The following is a 16,454-nucleotide window of genomic DNA, read 5'->3' as shown; positions in this document are numbered from 1 at the left end:
CAATCCGGGCGACGACGGCGTGACCTTCCTCGATCCGCCGACCTCGCCGGGCGGTGACACGCCCACCGACCTCGGCGGCGGCCCCGGCGGCTTCGGGGGCGGCTTCGGCGGTGGCGGCGGCGGCGGTGGCGGCGGTGGGGGCGGCCAGCCCACGGATCCGACCGGGACGAATCCGACGGATCCGACGACGCCCACGGACCCGACAAGCCCCACCGATCCGACCGCTCCGAGCGGCGGCGATCCGTCCGGGCCTCTGAATCCCCCGACTCCGCCCATCGACAAGCCCACGTTCCCGACGGTTCCGGGCGACGGCGGCAACGGCGGCAACGGCGGCAACGGCGGCACGAACCCTTCGGGCGGTCCGTCGATCCTGCCGAACAATCCGATCATCGAGGATCCGCGCGGTCCTGGCGAGACGCCGGACGACCGCGGCCCCGTTGGGGCGATCCCTGAGCCGAGCACCTGGGCCATGATGATCATGGGCTTCGGGGCCATCGGCTACGTGGTCCGGCGACGCCGCATCGCGGCGAGCGTCAGCTAGGAACGACTTCGGCCCGGCCAAACGCCGGGCCGAATGCTTTTCGGGCCGCTCAGTACGGGTTGTAGTAGCGCGGCGGCGGATAGGCCGGCCGCGGCGGCGGCGCCCAGCGCTCGTCTTCCTCGTCGTCGTAGTAGGGCCGCTGGGCCTGCTGGTAGGCGCGGCGGCGTTCCTCCTCATAGGCCCGCTGGCGCGCCTCGGCGTAGGCCCGTTCCTGGGCGGCGGCCTCGGCGCGGCGCTGGCGCTCGGCGGTCTCCTCCACCTGGCGGCGCTGGGCGTCGGCGGCGGCCGTCTGTGCCTGGACGGCGGCGAGCTGGGCCTCGTTCAACGCCTTCGCGCGGCCCTCGGCCTCGGCCCGGTCACGGGCGGCCTGCTCCGCAGCCAGCCTTTCGCGATGGCGCGACGCGGTCTGGGCGCCGCAGACGCGCAGGTCGGTCAGCCCCTGCTCGGAGCCCGACAGCGATACGGTCAGCGGCTCCTCGGTCAGCCAGGCCACGCCCAGCGTCCCGCCCTTCTTCATCGCCGCGAGGGTCTCCTCGGACAGCACCAGCTCGCCCGCGCCGTCCTCGCTGCGCAGCATCAGGTTCGAGAAGCGGGCCTTGTCGATGCGGATCGGCAGGAAGGCCCGCGTCGGCAGGTCGTCCTTGAAGAACCGCAGGCTGATCAGCTGGCCGTCCGAGATCAGGCTGATGGGCGTGACGGCCCCCGAGCGCGCCGTGAGCTCCAGCTCGACGCGGCAGCCGGTATCGGTGGGATTCACCAGCCAGGCGAGGGCGCTGGAAGGGCGGGCGGCGGCGGCCTGCGCCGGCACGGAAAGAAGCGCAGCAGCCACTGCGCCCCCGATGATCTCTCTGATCACGACGGCTCCTGTCTGACACGCGTCGCCAGGATACGGCCGTTCCTCGCACGCCGCTAGAGGCTCGGCTGTCGCGGATGCTAGGCTCGGCCATCAAAACGGGAGGAGCCAGCAGATGGCGCGCATATGGATGATAGCCGCGGCAGCGGCGGTGGCGTTGGCGGCTTCGGCGGCCCAGGGGGCGCCCCAGCCGGCGACCCCGTCGAACATCGTGGCGGCGATGGCCGACAAGGCGCGGCCGGCCGACGAGGTCGCGCGCGACGCGGCCCGCAAGCCGGGGCAACTGCTGGCCTACGCCGGCGTGAAGCCCGGCGACAAGGTGGTCGACCTGATCATGGGCGGCGGCTACTTCACGCGCCTGCTCTCGGTGGCCGTGGGGCCGAAGGGGCAGGTGATCGCCTATCAGCCGTCCGAATTCATCCAGTTCCAAGCCAAGTACGGCGAGGACCAGAAGAAGGTGGCCGGGGCCTATCCGAACGTCACGGCGCTGACGTCCGGCCTGGGCGACCTGGACCTTCCCGACGGCGTCGACCTAGTGCTCACCGTCCAGAACTACCACGACCTGCACCTGACCCCGTTCCCCAAGGACACGGCCGCCAAGGTCAATGCCGAGGTGTTCAAGTCGCTGAAGCCGGGCGGCGTCTATCTGGTGGTCGACCATGTGGCCATCGCGGGTTCCGGCCTGGAGCCGCCGATGAAGGTCCACCGGATCGATCCGGCGATCGTGAAGCAGGAGGTGGAGGCTGCCGGCTTCAAACTGGAGAGCGAGAGCCCGCTTCTGAAAGACGCCTCGGACGCCCACGACAAGAACGTCTTCGACCCGGCGATCCGCGGCAAGACGGACCAGTTCATCATGAAGTTCCGCAAGCCGAAATAGGCCGGGGCGGCGGGCCTGCGACAGTTTGTCAGGCCCGCCCTTCCTCAATGTTTACCGGCTGTTGGCTGCGGCGGAGGACAGGATCCATCCATGTTCTTCGCGCGCGCCCACGAACTGACCGAAGGGCAGGTCGCTCTCCGTCGGTTCATGGTCCTGGGCGCCGCCTTGGTGGCCCTGGTCCTGGCCGGAGTGGCGGCCATGCTGGTCGGCGGGGTCGATGCGCTGGACGACCTTCAGGTCCGGGAAGACAGCGCGCGGATCGAACGCGCCCTCGAGCGCGCGTTGCAGACCGCGGTGGCGGACATCACCACGGCGACGATCTGGGACCAGTCCTATGAAAATCTGCGTCCCGGCGGGGACCCTTCGTGGGCGGACGAGGAGGTCGGCAGCTACTTCGTCTACAACCGCGGCCACGACATCTCGGTGGCCATCGACGGGCGTGGGGCGCCCTTCTACGCCTGGCGCGGCGAGAGTCGCGCCGATCCCAACGCCCAACGCGGGTTCCTGGCGCAGGCGGCCCCGCTGGTCAGCAAGGTGCGGGCGATGGAAGCCGCCCGGCGCGCCACCGCGCCGCGCGCCGGGAACGCCAATACGGCGGACACCGCCGAGGGGATCGTGGTCTGGAACGGCGTGTTCTACCTCACCGCAGTGTCGACCGTGACACCGGAATACGGCGGCGTGCGGCGCCGCCCGGGGCCCGCCGTGGTCGTGGTGTCGGCCCAGCGCATGGACCGCCAGCTGATGGCCACGCTTCGCCAGTTCCGCGTGCCCGAGCCCCACATCGTGACCGCCCGGCCGGACGGCGCGCCGGGCCTGCTCCTGCGCGACGCCGGCGGCAAGGCGGTCGGATGGCTGACCTGGAAGCCGGATCATCCGGGCGCCAAGGTGCTGGTCGACGCCGCCCCGGCGATCGCCCTGGGCCTGCTCGCGCTGGGCGCGCTCATGTCCGCCTTCGGATGGCAGATCCTGCGGGTGGCCCGCCAGCTCGGCGCGCATGAGCGCGTTCTGACCCACGCTATGGGAGACCTGCAGGAGGCCCGCGACCGCGCCGAGGCGGCCAATGTCGCCAAGAGCCAGTTCCTGGCGAACATGAGCCACGAGATCCGCACGCCGCTCAACGGCGTGCTGGGCATGGCGCAGGTACTGGCCAGGAGCCCGCTCGCGCCGGCCGACCGCGAGAAGCTGGACGTGATCCGCACCTCGGGCGAGGCCCTGCTGGCCCTGCTGAACGATATCCTGGACCTGTCGAAGGTCGAGGCGGGCCGGATGGAGCTGGACGTCCAGCCCTTCGACTTGGAGGCCGCCGTCGACGGTGCGACGCGGGGCTTCGCCGCCGTGGCGGCCCAGAAGGGGGTGCGCTTCCTCGTCGAGGTGGAGCCCGCCGCGCGCGGCGTCTGGATGGGTGACGGCGGCCGCATCCGCCAGGTGCTGGCGAACCTGACCTCCAACGCGGTCAAGTTCACTGCCGCGGGAGAAGTCCGCGTCTGCGTCCGCCGGACGGACGAGGGCATCGCCTGCACCGTTTCGGACACCGGCGTCGGCATCGCGCCCGAGGTGTTGGAGCGCCTCTTCGGGCGCTTCTCGCAGGTGGATGCGAGCACCACCCGGAAATACGGCGGCACGGGCCTGGGCCTGGCGATCTGCCGCGAGTTCGTGGAGCTCATGGGCGGCCGCGTTTCGGTGACCAGCGCCGAGGGCTGCGGCTCGGCCTTCTCGTTCAACCTGCCGCTCGCCTGGCTGCATGCGCCGGCTGCAAGCGCCGCACCCGTCGCGCCGGACCGCGAAGCCCGACTGCCCTGCCTGCGGGTGCTGGCGGCCGAAGACAATGCGACCAACCAGTTGCTGCTGAGCGCGATGCTGCAGCCGTTGGGCGTCGACCTCACCCTCGCCATGGACGGCGCCCAGGCGCTGGAGGCCTTCGCCGGCGATCGCTTCGACCTGGTGCTGATGGACGTGCAGATGCCGGTGATGAACGGCGTCGACGCCGCTGCGGCGATCCGCGCCCTGGAGGCCGAGCGCGGCCAGGCGCCCACGCCGATCCTGGCGGTGTCGGCCAATGTGATGCGCCACCAGATCGAGGAATACCTGGCCGCCGGCATGAACGGCTTCGTCGCCAAGCCGATCGAGATGGCCGCGCTGGTCGCCGCCATCGAAGGGGCGTTGGCCGTGGGCGAGGACGGGTGGACGGAGGACCGCGCCGCTTCCGCCTGACGCGGCCTTGCCGGACGGCGCAGGTCGTGGCGACATGCGCGCCATGTTCGACTGGAACGACGTGAAAGCACTGCTGGCGGTCGCCCGGGGCGGATCGACCGCGGCCGCGGCGCGGGAGTTGGGCGTGAACCAGACCACCGTCTCGCGGCGGCTCGAGGCGCTGGAGCGCGACCTGGACGTGCGCCTGGTCGACCGTCATCAGGCCGGTGCGAGCCTGACCGAGGCCGGGCTCTCGCTGGTGGCTGACGCCGAGGCGATGGAACGCGCCGCGCAGTCGATGCGGCAGCGGCTGGCGGCCCACCGGCGCGGCGTGGCGGGGACCGTGCGCGTCACCCTCAGCGAGATGCTGGCCAGTTCGACCATCACCCCCCTGCTGCCGGAGTTCCGCGAGCAGTATCCGGACGTCGCGCTGGAACTGGTGGTGACCGACGAAATGCTGGACCTGGAGGCCGGCGAGGCGGACATCGCGTTCCGGGGGTCGCAGGCCCTGCCCGACTCCAATCTCGTGGCGCGCAAGGTCTCGACGGTGGATTGGGCGCTCTACTGCAGCCGGGACTACGCCAACCGCATGGGTCTGCCCGCCACGCCGGCCGACCTCAAGAACCACGTGGTGATCGGCGGTGCGGACGAGCCGCAGACCCTTCCCGGCCTGGCGCATGTGCTCCGGGAGGCGCCGGGCGTGGCGCCGACGCTGAAATCCACCAGCGTCACCAATCTTTGGGCTTCGATCCATGCCGGCCTGGGGATCGGTCCCATGGTCTGCCTGACGGCGGATGTGGACCCCAACCTGGTGCAGGTCTTCCCCCCGCATCCGGAGAGCGTGTCCCACACCTGGATCGTCACGCGGCCAGAGCTCAAGGACGCGCCGCGGGTGCGCGCCTTCATCGACTTCTTCGCCCCGCGCTTCCAGGCGCTGGTGCGGGATTACGAAGAGCGCGGGGAGTCCGCCCGCGCGGCCCGCATCACGGCCCCTTGAGCTTGCGGTCGAAGAACTCGACGGTCTGATCGGCCCGATGCTTGCGGTTCATCGGCGTCCAGCCGCCGCGGTGGCGCAGGCCCGGATAGACCATGGTCTCGAATGGCTTGCCCTCGGCCTGCAGGGCGAACAGCACCCGTGTGGAGTGGTCGAACGTGACGTTGTCATCGGCCATGCCGTGGACCAGCAGGAGCGACCCGGGCTTCAGGCGTGACAGGCGGCTCACCACCTCCGACTTCGCATAGCCGTCGGCGTTGTTGGCGGGCGTGCCCATGAAGCGCTCGGTGTAGTGGGTGTCGTAGAGCTTCCAGTCGGTGACCGGCGCGCCGGCCACCCCCGCCTTGAATGGGCTGTCGGGCGCGGTCAGCATCAGCAGCGTCATGTAGCCGCCGTACGACCAGCCGGTGACGCCGATTCGGCCCGGGTCCACGTAGGGCAGGGACTGCAGGTATTTCGCCCCGGCGATCTGGTCGTCCACCTCGAGCTGGCCCATCCGCCGGTCGATGGCGGTCTTGAAGGCGACCGAGCGGTTGGGCGTGCCGCGGTTGTCGAGGCGGAACAGGATGTAGCCCGCGTCCAGCAGGATCTGGTCCTCCGGCGTGTGCCAGTTGGCGGCGACCCGGGCGCTGCCGGGGCCCCCGTAGACCTGGACGATCACCGGATACTTCTTGGTGGCATCGAAGCCGGGCGGGGTGCGCAGCGACCACCACAGGTCGCTGCCGTCGGCGGCCTTGATCGTGCCGAACTGCGGCTGACGCAGATGGTCGACGTAGGGCCAGAACGGATGGCCCGCTTTCAGCGCGTTTTCCTCGATCCAGCGCACCCGCTTGCCGTCGGCGCGGTAGAGGGCGGTCTGCGGCGGGGTCTTCGGGTCCTCGTAGGTCCCGGCGAAGGCGCCGCCCTTGTCGGCCACGGTGACGGTCCAGGTTCCGCCGGCTGGGGTCAGGGCCTTGGGCTCGCCGGGCTTGGCGTAGGAGACCGAATAGATGCGCCGCTCGATCGGCCTGTCCTTGTGGGACGAGAAGATGACGGTCTTCGCGGCCTCGTCGACGCCCTCGATTTTCTCCACCGGCCAGTCGCCGCTGGTGACCTGGCGGATCAGCTTGCCGTCGCGGTCGTGGAGATAGAGGTGCAGGAAGCCCGAACGCTCGGACGACCACAGGAAGGTCCCGTCCTTCAGCGGCCGGAAGTCGTCCGAAAGATCGACCCAGTGCGGGCTGGTCTCGGAGAGGATGACCTTCCCCTGACCGGTGGCCGGATCGACCGCCAGCAGGTCGAGGCGGCGCTGGTCCCGGCTCTCGCGCTGGACGTAGAGGGTCTTGCCGTCCTTCGCCCAGTCGACGCGGGCCAGGTAGATGTCGGCGTCGGGGCCCAGGTCCACCTTCACCCGCTGGCCGTCCAACGGCTGGACGTAGAGATCGACCTTGGCGTTCGGCCGGCCCGGGCGGGGATAGCGCTGGGGGACCACGCGCGCGCCGGTGGCGTTAACCTCGGGACGTTCCACGATATCGACGCCGGTCTGGTCGACGAAGGCCAGCGCGATGGCCTTGTCGTCGGGGCTCCACCAGTAGCCGGTGTGGCGGTCCATCTCCTCCTGGGCGATGAACTCGGCCGTGCCCCAGCTCTTCAGCTCGGTCCCACCCTCGGTGAGGGCGCGCTCGGCGCCGCCCGCGGCGGGCATGACGTAGAGGTTGTCGTCGCGGACGTAGGAAACCCAGCCGCCCTTCGGCGAGATCTTGGCGTCGATCTCATCGCCGGCGGTCCTGGTGAGCTGACGGGCCTGCTTCGCGGCCACGTCATAGAGCCAGACGTCGCCTTCCACGGGCGCCAGGATCGCCTTGCCCAGGTCGTCCCATTCGTAGTCCACCACGCCGCGGGTGGCCACGCCGGCCCGCTCGCGGCGCGCCTTCTCGGCCTCGGACAGTTCACGTTCGGCCGGGGCCAGCTTCTTGCCGTCGAGCAGCAGGCGCGGCTCGCCGCCCGCCACGTCGGCGATCCAGAGGTCGGTGACCGTCAGGTCGTCGGCGCGGGTCTTGATGTAGGTGACCGACTTGCCGTCGGGCGACAGCTGCACGCCCCTGGCGCGCGGGCCGGAGATGTCGGGGCTTTCGAAGATGCGCTGTGGCGGGAGGGTCTCGGCCAGGGCGGGGGCGGCGGCGAGCAAGGCCGCGACGGCGGCGGTGGCGAATTTCATGGCCGCTGTTGAACAGGGTTGCGGGCGCCTTGGCAATCGGCTGGTCCGTCGCCGGCGGCCAACAACTTCTCCCGGCCGACGAAGGGCATCAGATCGCGTACGAGCCGCTTTCCCTCGCTTGAATGCCGGCCGGGTCTATGCGACGTCCCGCCCATGAGCGAAGACACCCCTCCGGCCCTGCCCGATCGCCTGTCGGTGGATCCGAACAGCCGCTACTACGACGCCGACGTCCTGCAGCGGAACGTGGGCATCAGGTTCAAGGGCCAGGACAAGACGAACGTCGAGGAATACTGCGTCAGCGAGGGCTGGGTGCGGGTGGCCGTCGGCAACTCCAAGGACCGCCACGGCAACCAGCTGACCATGAAGCTACAGGGCCCGGTCGAGCCCTACTACCGCGAGGGCTGACCGCTCCTATTCCCCCTCTTCGCGGGGCAGCGGCTCCACCTTCAGCGAGGTGATGCGCGCGCCCTTGCGGGCCTCCACGCGGAAGCGGTGGTGGTGGAAGGTATAGGTCTGTCCGACTTCCGGGATCGCCTGGGCTTCGTGGATCAACAGGCCGGCGACGGTCACCGCCTCCTCGTCCGGCAGGTCCCAGTTCATCGCCCGGTTGAGGTCGCGGATGGTCACCGAGCCCTCGACGATCACGGCGCCGCCCTCGGTCGGCTTGATCCCGGCGGCGACGACGTCGTGCTCGTCCTCGATCTCGCCCACGATCTCCTCGAGGATGTCCTCGAGCGTCACCAGGCCCTGCAGCGCGCCGTACTCGTCGACCACCAGGGCGAAGTGGTTCTGGCGTTTCAGGAACGCGGCGAGCTGGTCCTTCAGCGAGGTGGTCTCGGGAATGAACCACGGCTCGCGCAGGATCGCGCCGACGTCGAGCTGGTCGATCTTGCCGTCGGCGTCGGCCAGGGCGCGCAACAGATCCTTCACGTGCAGGACGCCGATCACGTTCTCCGGATCGTCGCGGTAGATCGGCACGCGGCTGTGCTGGCTGGCGAGCGTCTCGGAGACGATCTCGCGCGCGGTCATGCCGCCGTCGACGGTCTCCATCGAGCGCCGGTGGACCATGACCTCGGAGACGTCCATCTCGCCCAGGTCGAGCACGCCGCCCAGCATGTAGCGGTCGCGCGTCTCCACAAGGCCCTCCGAGTGGTGGTATTCGACGGCGCCGCGGATCTCCTCGTGGGCGGCCAGCACGTCGGTGCCGGCGTCCAGCTTGATGCCGAACGGACGCAGAGTGAGACGGACGATCCACTGCGCGCCGTCGGCCAGGGGCCCGAACAGCTTGACCGTCCAGTAGGTCGGGATCGAGAGGGCGCGGGCCACGTCGTCGGCGCGGGCGATGGCCAGGGTCTTGGGCAGGATCTCGGAGAAGACCACCACCAGCACCGTCATCACCACCGTGGCGATCAGGGCGCCCAGCGGGCCGGGGAAGGCGGCGGTCAGCACGCTGGTGGTCAGCGCCGAGGCGCCGATGTTGATGACGTTGTTCCCGAGCAGGATGGCGCCGATCATTGTCTCCTGATTGCCGAGGAGCCGGTTGATGCGGCGGGCCGCGCGATCGCCGTCGCGTTCCAGCTGGTGCAGGCGGCCACGGCTGGCCGCGGTCATCGAGGTTTCGGACGCGGAGAGCAGGCCCGACAGGGTCAGCAGGATCAGCAGCGACGGGGCCAGCGTCGCGATCAGGGCCCAGATCATGGCGTTGCGCCTTCGGTGGTCAGGAAATCCCGCACCGCGCCGGCGTCCACGTCCTTCGCGACGAAGGCGTCACCCAGGGCGCGGGCCAGGATAAAGGTGAGGCGGCCGGCCTCGGCCTTCTTGTCCTGGGCCATGTGGCGGACCAGGCGGCCGGCGTCGAAGGGTTGGTTGGCGATGTCGAGCAGGGCGGTGGGCAGGCCCGCGGCGGCGATGGCGCGGGTGGCGCGGGTGGCGTCCTGGCCCGAGACCAGTCCCTGGGCGGCGGAGAAGCGGAAGGCCAGCGCCATGCCCGCGCCGACCGCCTCGCCATGCAGCAGCGCCTCGCCGTAGCCGGTCTCTGCCTCCAGCGCGTGGCCGAAGGTGTGGCCCAGGTTCAGGAGCGCGCGGCGCCCCTGTTCCTTCTCGTCCTCGGCGACGATCTCGGCCTTCATCTCCACGGAGCGCGCCACTGCGTGGGCCAGCGATTCAGGCTCGCGCGCCAGCACCGCGGCGGCGTTCGCCTCGAGCCATTCGAAGAACGCGAGGTCGCCCAGGAGGCCGTACTTGATGATCTCGGCGTAGCCGGCGCGCATCTCGCGGTCGGGCAGGGTGGCGAGCACGCCGAGGTCGGCGATCACCAGCTTCGGCTGGTGGAACGCGCCCACCAGGTTCTTGCCGCGCGGCGTGTCGATGGCGGTCTTGCCCCCCACCGAGCTGTCCACCTGGGCGAGCAAGGTCGTGGGGATCTGCACGAAGTCGATGCCGCGCTTGTAGATGGCGGCCGCGAAGCCGGCGAGGTCGCCCACCACGCCGCCGCCGAACGCGGTGACGATGTCGCCCCGGTCGAGCTCGAGGGCGAGCAGGCGGTCCGAAACGTCGGCCAGGCCTTCGAAGCTCTTGGTCTGCTCGCCGGGCGGCACGATCACGGGCAGCGCCTCGACGCCCGCCGACGCCAGAGCGGCGGTCAGGCGGTCGCCGTGCAGGCGCCAGACCGTCTCGTCGGACACCACGGCGGTGCGGCCGCGCTTCTGGAACGGCGCGATCAGGCGGCCGGCGGCGTCCAGCAGGCCCTCGCCCACGAGAACGTCATAGGCCCGGTCGCCCAGGCCTACGGGGACGGTTCGGCTCATTTGCAGGCTTCGCCCAGATATTTCGTCATGGCGTCGATCACCTGGGCCACCGTGACATGGTGGGCGGTGTCGCCCGTCTCCACCACGATGTCGGCCTGGGCGTACACCGGATAGCGGACCTCGGCCTGGGCGCGCAGCACATCCATCGGATCCTTGCCGGCCAGGAGGGGGCGGCTGTCCTTGCGGCCGACGCGGCGCGCCAGCACCTCGAGGTCGGTCTTCAGCCACACCGATATGGCGCGCTGCTTGATGAGCGCGCGGGTCTCGTCGTTCATGAAGGCGCCGCCGCCGGTGGCCAGCACGTGGGGCGGCCCCTCCAGCAGGCGGCCGATCACTCGTCGTTCGCCGTCGCGGAAGGCCGGCTCGCCGAGCTTCTCGAAGATCTCTGGGATCGAGCGGCCGGCCGCGGCCTCCACCTCGGCGTCGGTGTCGCGGAACGGCAGGTTCAGCGCGTTGGCGAGGCGGCGCCCCACGCTCGACTTGCCGACGCCCATGAGGCCCACGAGGGCGATGGTGCGGCGTCGAAGCGGTTCGTAACGGTCCATGGGAGGCTGAGCCTTTACACGAGCCTGTGCACTCGCGCCAATCGGCGGCGGTGGATAAGCTGCGTCCCATGTCGCGTAACGCCCTGATCGCCGGCCTGCTGACGCTAGCCGCCACCCCCGCCCTGGCCCAGGAGCCGGTCCCGGCCGCCACCGCGCCGCCGCCCGCCGAAGCGCCTCCGCCACCCCTCCTCACGCCTGCGCCGCCCCAGCCGCAGGTCCAGGTCGTCCAGCTCGCCGCGCCCGACGCCTTCTCAACGGCGGGACGCGACGCCGGACTGCCCGCCGACCTCTGGAAGGGGACGCCGGTAGAGACCGCGCGCGCCGTCCTGCCGCTGCTGGCGACCAAGCCGCTCTCGCCCGCCGGCGCCGCCCTGGCTCGCCGAGTGCTCGCCACGGGGGCGAGGGGACCGGAAGGCTCGTCGGGCGACGAGGCCCTGACCGGGGCCAGGGCGAGCGCCCTGATCGCCCTGGGCGACGTGGCGGCCGCGACGCGCATCCTCGACCGTGCGCCGGGGCTGGACCGCAACGCGACGCTGTCGCAGGCCGCGGCTGAGACCGCCCTACTGGCTGGCGACACGGCGCGCGCCTGCAGTATCGGTGACCGACTCAGCGCCGGACGAGGCGAAGCCTACTGGCTGCGCCTGCGCGCCTTCTGCGAGGTCGAGGCCGGGCAGGCGGCGCAGGCGCAACTCACCTTCGAACTCGCCCAGACTCAGGCGCGCGACGCCGTCTATGGCCGGCTGATGGGGGCGAGGCTGGCGGGGACGCCGCCCGGCGCGGCGTCGCTGCGCAATGGCCTCGACCTGGCGCTGTCGCGGAGCCTGAACCTCGACCTGGCCGCCGCCAAGGCGGCCCCCGCCGTCGCGGCCGCGGTGTCGGGCGCCGATCCGGCGATCCCCAGCTTCGACGTTGGCCTGATCGATGGCCAGATCGGCGGGCTGGGTCAGGCGGTGGTGTCGGGTCTGCCGCCGGAAACCGGCGTCTCGGCGCTGATCGCGGCCGCCGCCGAGTCTGCCGATCCCAAGAGCAAGCCTCGGCTGCAGGCGGCCGCCGTGCTGCTGGGCGCGCTGGCCAACGACCTGCCCGGCCCGGACCGGGCGAAGATCTCGACCTTCGCGGTTCCCGAGGGAAAGGCGCCGGCGGGCCGCAACCTGGCGCTGGAGGCCGCCGCGGAGAGCCGCCGGGTCGGGGAGGCGGCGCTGCTGGCGCTCTGGACCTGCGCGGAGGCGGGGACGGCGGGTCCCGCCATCGGTGACCGCGCGCGCATCGTCCGCACCTTGATCCGCGCTGGCCTGGCCGACGACGCGCGGCTCTTCGTGCTCGAGGGCCTCGCGGGGCTCAAATGAGTTCCAAGGGCGCCGAGTGGGCCGAGGCGTTCCTCGAGATGATGGCGGTCGAGCGGGCCGCGGCGCGCAACACGCTGGCGGCCTATTCCCGCGACCTTACCGACGCCGGCTTCTTCCTGGCGGGGCGCGGGCTGGGTCTCGCCGAGGCCAGCGCCGAGGACATCGAGGCCTATTTCGCCGATCTTGGCGCGCGAGGCCTCTCGCCGGCGACGGCCGCGCGGCGGCGGGCGGCGGTGCGCCAGTTCTATCGGTTCGCGCTGGGCGAGGGCTGGCGCGACGACGATCCCTCGCGGCGCGTGGAGGCGCCTAAGAAGGGGCGGCCGTTGCCCAAGGTGCTGAGCCGCGAGGAAATGGAGCGGCTGATCGGCGCCGCTTCGGCTCGCGACGGTGCGCAAGGCCTGCGCTTCGGCTGCATGGTGGAACTGGCCTACGCGTCGGGTCTGCGGATTTCGGAGCTGACGGCCCTGCCGCTGGCCGCGCTGCAGCGCGACCCGGCCTATCTGATCGTCAAGGGAAAGGGCGGTAAGGAACGGCTCGCGCCGCTGAACGACACCGCGCGCGCGGCGGTGAAGGCCTATCTGGGCGTGCGGTCGAAGTTTCTGCCGAAGGGCGAGAGATCCAACCCCTGGCTTTTCCCGTCACGGGGCAAGGCTGGGCGCCTGACGCCGCGCCGGTTCGCGCAGGTTCTGGACGAGGCGGCGGCGGACGCTGGCATAGATCCCGACCGCGTCAGTCCGCACGTGCTGCGCCACGCCTTCGCCACCCACCTGCTGGAGGGCGGCGCCGACCTGCGCGTCGTGCAGAAGCTGCTGGGTCACGCCGACATCGCCACGACGCAGATCTACACCCATGTGGCGTCCGACCGGCTCCGCGAGGTGGTGGAGACGCGACATCCGCTGGCGCGGAAGAAGTAGGGCCTCTTCCCTCCCCTTCATGGGGAGGGAAAGACCGCGAAGCGGTCAGGTTGGGGAGACCACCACCGGGCTCAGGGCCTGGCCAAGGTTTCCCCACCCGACTGTCGCTTCGCTCCAGCCAGCCTCCCCATCAAGGGAAGGAGAAGTCGGGCCTACCCCGTGATGCGGTAGCGGTTTTCGCTGTCAGGGCAGACGCGGACGTAGCGGACGTCGCGGCCGTAGGCATCGACCGGCGCGGCGGCCAGGCGGCAGCGCTGGCGCTCGTAGTAGCCGTAGTCATAGGTCGAGGCGTAGCGGTTGCGGCCCTCGCGATAGGCCACGGTGTCGTCGTACGAGAAGTACGGGCCGCGGGCGTCGCACTTATAGCTGCGGTTCTGGCTGGCGTTGCCGACCGCGCCGCCGATCACGGCGCCGGCCACGCCGCCCAAGACGGCGCCTTCGGTCCGCGCCCCGCGCGAGGCGACCTGGGAGCCCAGGACCGCGCCCGCCAGGGCGCCGATCACGCCGCCGGCCACCGTGTTGCCGCTACCGCTGCTCGAGCCGCAGGGGACGGAGGTGGCGGAGGTGTTTCGGCCGTAGTAGCCGGCGTAGGGCGGGGGCTCGTTGCGGGTCCAGTAGGTCTGATCCCAGACGGGCTTCGGATACATGCGGGCGTACGAGCCGTAGCCGTAGCGGCGGTCGTAGATCACCTGGGCGCGGTTCCACTCGGCGAGGCGGCGCTCATAGTCGCGGCGGGCCTCACGCGCATCGCGGCGGGCTTCGCGGTAGTCCTGGCGGCGCTCTTCGTACTGCGCCCGCTGGTTTTCGTACTGCGCCCGCTGGGCGTCGTAGACTTCCTGCTGACGCTGATATTCCGGCGTCGGGCGATACTGCTGGGCGACGGCCGGCAGGGCGGTGGCGAGCGCCAGCGCCGAGGCCATTCCAATCTTCAGGGCGTTCTTCATCTCAAGGCTCCTGGTCCACTCGATCCCGCCAAACGACTCCACAGGCTTGAGCGTTCCGCCGACCAGGAACCTTGACCGGACCTCGCCGCTTGTGAGCGAGACGGTTCAGCCCTACTTTCCGCCGCTTCTCCGGGGCGGCTGCCTCTTTCGGAACGGACGCCTGATGGCCGCGCACTACCTCGAGTTCGAGCGACCGATCGCCGACCTCGAAGCCAAGATCGAAGAACTCTCCAAGCTCTCGGAAACCGCCGGCGGCGGCGTGGACGACGAGATCGAGTCGCTGCGGGCGCGGGCCCAGGAGCTGAGGATCGAGGCCTATTCGAACCTCGACGCCTGGCAGAAGACCCAGGTGGCGCGCCACCCCGACCGGCCGCACTTCGTGGACTATGTCGCTGCCCTGATCGACGAGTTCCAGGAGCTGCGCGGCGACCGCAAGTTCGCCGACGACCAGGCGATCATGGGCGGCATCGGCCGGTTCCGCGGCCGCCCGGTGGTGGTGATGGGGCACGAGAAGGGCCGCGACACCGTCACCCGCGTGAAGCACAACTTCGGCTACGCGCGCCCCGAGGGCTACCGCAAGGCGGTTCGCCTGTTCGAGCTGGCCGAGCGGTTCAAGCTGCCGGTGATCAGCTTCGTCGACACGCCCGCCGCCTATCCGGGCATGGCGTCGGAAGAGCGCGGCGTGGCCGAGGCCATCGCACGGTCGACCGAGAAGGCGCTGATGCTGGAAGTTCCGATGGTGGCGGTGGTCACTGGCGAGGGCGGCTCGGGCGGCGCGCTCGGCATCGCCTGCGGCAGCCGGGTGCTGATCCTGGAGCACGCCATCTATTCGGTGATCCCGCCCGAGGGCGCCAATTCGATCCTGTGGCGCGGCGCGCGCACGCCGGGCGAGGCGGCCAAGGCGATGAAGATCACCGCCCAGGACCTCATCAAGCTGAAGATCGTCGACAAGATCATCCCCGAGCCGGCGGGCGGGGCGCACGCCGATCCAGAAGCGGCCATGACCGCCGTGGGCGACGCGGTGGAAACCGAGCTGACGGCCCTGGAGGGCCTCTCGGCCGAGGAGCTCAAGGCCAAGCGCGCCGAGCGCTTCTACGCCATCGGCCGCAGCGGGATTCAGTAACTCGGCTCATCCCGGCGTTCGCCGGATGAGCGGCGTGACGCTTGCTTGACGCTGGGTAGGCGGGTTCAACTGGCCTCCAAACAATCGTTTGGGAGGACGCCAGATGGCGCTGAAGACCCGGTTCACCGAGACCTTCGGGATCGAACACCCGATCGTGCAGGGCGGCATGCAGTGGGTGGGGCGCGCCGAGCTGGTGGCGGCCGTCGCCAACGCCGGCGGCCTGGGCTTCATCACCGCACTGACCCAGCCGACCCCCGACGACCTGCGCCGTGAGATCGAGAAGGCGCGCAAGCTTACGGACAAGCCGTTCGGCGTGAACCTGACGATCCTGCCGGCGATCACGCCGCCGCCGTACGCCGAGTACCGCCAGGCGATCATCGACAGCGGGATCAAGATCGTCGAGACGGCCGGCTACAAGCCGCAGGAGCACGTCGACCACTTCAAGGCGCACGGGGTCAAGGTGATCCACAAGTGCACCGCGGTCCGCCACGCCCTGTCGGCCGAACGGATGGGCGTCGACGCCATCTCGATCGACGGGCTGGAATGCGCGGGCCACCCCGGCGAGGACGACGTGGGCGGCCTGATCCTGATCCCGGCGGCGGCCGACAAGGTGAAGATCCCCATGATCGCCTCGGGCGGCTTCGGCGACGCGCGCGGCCTGGTGGCGGCGCTGGCGCTGGGCGCCGAGGGCATCAACATGGGGACGCGGTTCATGGCCACGGTGGAGAGCCCGATCCACCAGAAGGTGAAGGAGCAGATCGTCGCCAACGACGAGCGGCAGACCAACCTGATCTTCCGCACCATGCACAACACGGCCCGCGTGGCGAAGAACGCGGTGTCGGACGAGGTGGTGCGGATCGAACGGGCCGGCGGCGCCAAGTTCGAGGATGTGAAGGACCTGGTGGCCGGCGCGCGCGGCAAGGTGGTCTACGAGGCGGGCGACCCGGACTACGGCATCTGGTCGGCCGGCCAGATCCAGGGCCTGATCCACGACATCCCCACCTGCGCCGAACTGATCCACCGGATCGTGCGCGAGGCCGAGGAGATCATCACGGGCCGCCTGGCCGGTGCGGTGGTGAAGCGGGCGATGCAGCCGGCGGAATAGCGTCGGCCTCGATCGCCG

The 16,454-nt window shown here is 70.7% G+C and carries 14 protein-coding genes and 1 pseudogene; 9 read left to right on the top strand and 6 right to left on the bottom strand.

Annotated features, from left to right (window positions below; all coding sequences use genetic code 11):
• Positions 1-439: 439 nt before the first annotated feature.
• Positions 440-541: pseudogene (locus ACODSY_RS18075) on the top strand (PEPxxWA-CTERM sorting domain-containing protein); the annotation flags it as partial.
• A gap of 49 nt (positions 542-590) precedes the next feature.
• On the opposite strand, the gene ACODSY_RS18070 reads toward ACODSY_RS18075, so the two are convergent.
• Entirely contained in the window at positions 591-1,397 is an 807-nt protein-coding gene (locus ACODSY_RS18070) for a hypothetical protein (RefSeq protein ID WP_488953209.1), read from the bottom strand.
• Positions 1,398-1,509: 112 nt separating this feature from the next.
• Between ACODSY_RS18070 and ACODSY_RS18065 the strand changes: the two genes are divergently transcribed.
• From ACODSY_RS18065 to ACODSY_RS18055, 3 genes are all read left to right on the top strand, one after another.
• Positions 1,510-2,271: a class I SAM-dependent methyltransferase gene (locus tag ACODSY_RS18065; RefSeq protein ID WP_488953208.1), complete on the top strand. Its 762-nt coding sequence runs from the start codon at positions 1,510-1,512 to the stop codon at positions 2,269-2,271.
• 90 nt (positions 2,272-2,361) lie between these two features.
• Positions 2,362-4,482 (top strand): hybrid sensor histidine kinase/response regulator, encoded by a 2,121-nt coding sequence (locus tag ACODSY_RS18060; protein ID WP_488953206.1) that lies wholly within the window; start codon positions 2,362-2,364, stop codon positions 4,480-4,482.
• Positions 4,483-4,516: 34 nt separating this feature from the next.
• Positions 4,517-5,458: a LysR family transcriptional regulator gene (locus ACODSY_RS18055; RefSeq protein WP_488953204.1), complete on the top strand. Its 942-nt coding sequence runs from the start codon at positions 4,517-4,519 to the stop codon at positions 5,456-5,458.
• Here ACODSY_RS18055 and ACODSY_RS18050 read toward each other — a convergent pair.
• Positions 5,445-7,652 carry a S9 family peptidase gene (locus ACODSY_RS18050; RefSeq protein WP_488953202.1) on the bottom strand — a complete coding sequence of 736 codons (2,208 nt, stop codon included), beginning with the start codon at positions 7,650-7,652 and terminating at the stop codon, positions 5,445-5,447. The genes ACODSY_RS18055 and ACODSY_RS18050 overlap by 14 nt on opposite strands.
• Positions 7,653-7,805: 153 nt before the next feature.
• On the opposite strand from ACODSY_RS18050, the gene ACODSY_RS18045 reads away from it, so the two are divergent.
• Positions 7,806-8,057: a DUF3297 family protein gene (locus tag ACODSY_RS18045; RefSeq protein ID WP_488953200.1), complete on the top strand. Its 252-nt coding sequence runs from the start codon at positions 7,806-7,808 to the stop codon at positions 8,055-8,057.
• Between the two features lie 6 nt (positions 8,058-8,063).
• Here ACODSY_RS18045 and ACODSY_RS18040 read toward each other — a convergent pair whose 3' ends face one another.
• From ACODSY_RS18040 to ACODSY_RS18030, 3 genes are read right to left on the bottom strand one after another with little or no spacing between them, the layout of a single operon-like run.
• A complete protein-coding gene (locus ACODSY_RS18040; RefSeq protein ID WP_488953199.1) occupies positions 8,064-9,350 on the bottom strand; it encodes an HlyC/CorC family transporter in 1,287 nt (428 codons plus the stop codon).
• A complete protein-coding gene (gene aroB, locus ACODSY_RS18035) occupies positions 9,347-10,459 on the bottom strand; it encodes a 3-dehydroquinate synthase (protein ID WP_488953197.1) in 1,113 nt (370 codons plus the stop codon). Before aroB ends, ACODSY_RS18040 begins: the two co-directional genes overlap by 4 nt.
• Positions 10,456-11,004, bottom strand: a complete 549-nt coding sequence (locus ACODSY_RS18030) for a shikimate kinase (RefSeq protein WP_488953195.1) — start codon at positions 11,002-11,004, stop codon at positions 10,456-10,458. Before ACODSY_RS18030 ends, aroB begins: the two co-directional genes overlap by 4 nt.
• 68 nt (positions 11,005-11,072) lie before the next feature.
• Between ACODSY_RS18030 and ACODSY_RS18025 the strand changes: the two genes are divergently transcribed.
• Together ACODSY_RS18025 and ACODSY_RS18020 are read left to right on the top strand one after the other, a co-directional pair.
• The gene (locus tag ACODSY_RS18025; protein WP_488953193.1) at positions 11,073-12,350 is read left to right on the top strand and encodes a hypothetical protein; all 1,278 of its coding nucleotides are present in this window, start codon (positions 11,073-11,075) and stop codon (positions 12,348-12,350) included.
• Complete coding sequence (locus tag ACODSY_RS18020) at positions 12,347-13,264, top strand: site-specific tyrosine recombinase XerD (protein WP_488953191.1); 918 nt, start codon at positions 12,347-12,349, stop codon at positions 13,262-13,264. The genes ACODSY_RS18025 and ACODSY_RS18020 overlap by 4 nt, the downstream gene beginning before the upstream one ends.
• 152 nt (positions 13,265-13,416) lie before the next feature.
• Here ACODSY_RS18020 and ACODSY_RS18015 read toward each other — a convergent pair whose 3' ends face one another.
• Complete coding sequence (locus tag ACODSY_RS18015) at positions 13,417-14,208, bottom strand: glycine zipper 2TM domain-containing protein (RefSeq protein ID WP_488953190.1); 792 nt, start codon at positions 14,206-14,208, stop codon at positions 13,417-13,419.
• A gap of 163 nt (positions 14,209-14,371) precedes the next feature.
• On the opposite strand from ACODSY_RS18015, the gene ACODSY_RS18010 reads away from it, so the two are divergent.
• Positions 14,372-15,331 carry an acetyl-CoA carboxylase carboxyltransferase subunit alpha gene (locus ACODSY_RS18010; protein ID WP_488953189.1) on the top strand — a complete coding sequence of 320 codons (960 nt, stop codon included), beginning with the start codon at positions 14,372-14,374 and terminating at the stop codon, positions 15,329-15,331.
• Positions 15,332-15,419: 88 nt separating this feature from the next.
• Positions 15,420-16,436 carry an NAD(P)H-dependent flavin oxidoreductase gene (locus tag ACODSY_RS18005; protein WP_488953188.1) on the top strand — a complete coding sequence of 339 codons (1,017 nt, stop codon included), beginning with the start codon at positions 15,420-15,422 and terminating at the stop codon, positions 16,434-16,436.
• The last annotated feature ends 18 nt before the right edge of the window (positions 16,437-16,454 follow it).

Source organism: Phenylobacterium sp. FG114, assembly GCF_057809855.1.
The sequence above is the reverse complement of the archived record's forward strand: the minus strand, read 5'-3'. Positions and strand labels throughout refer to the sequence as shown.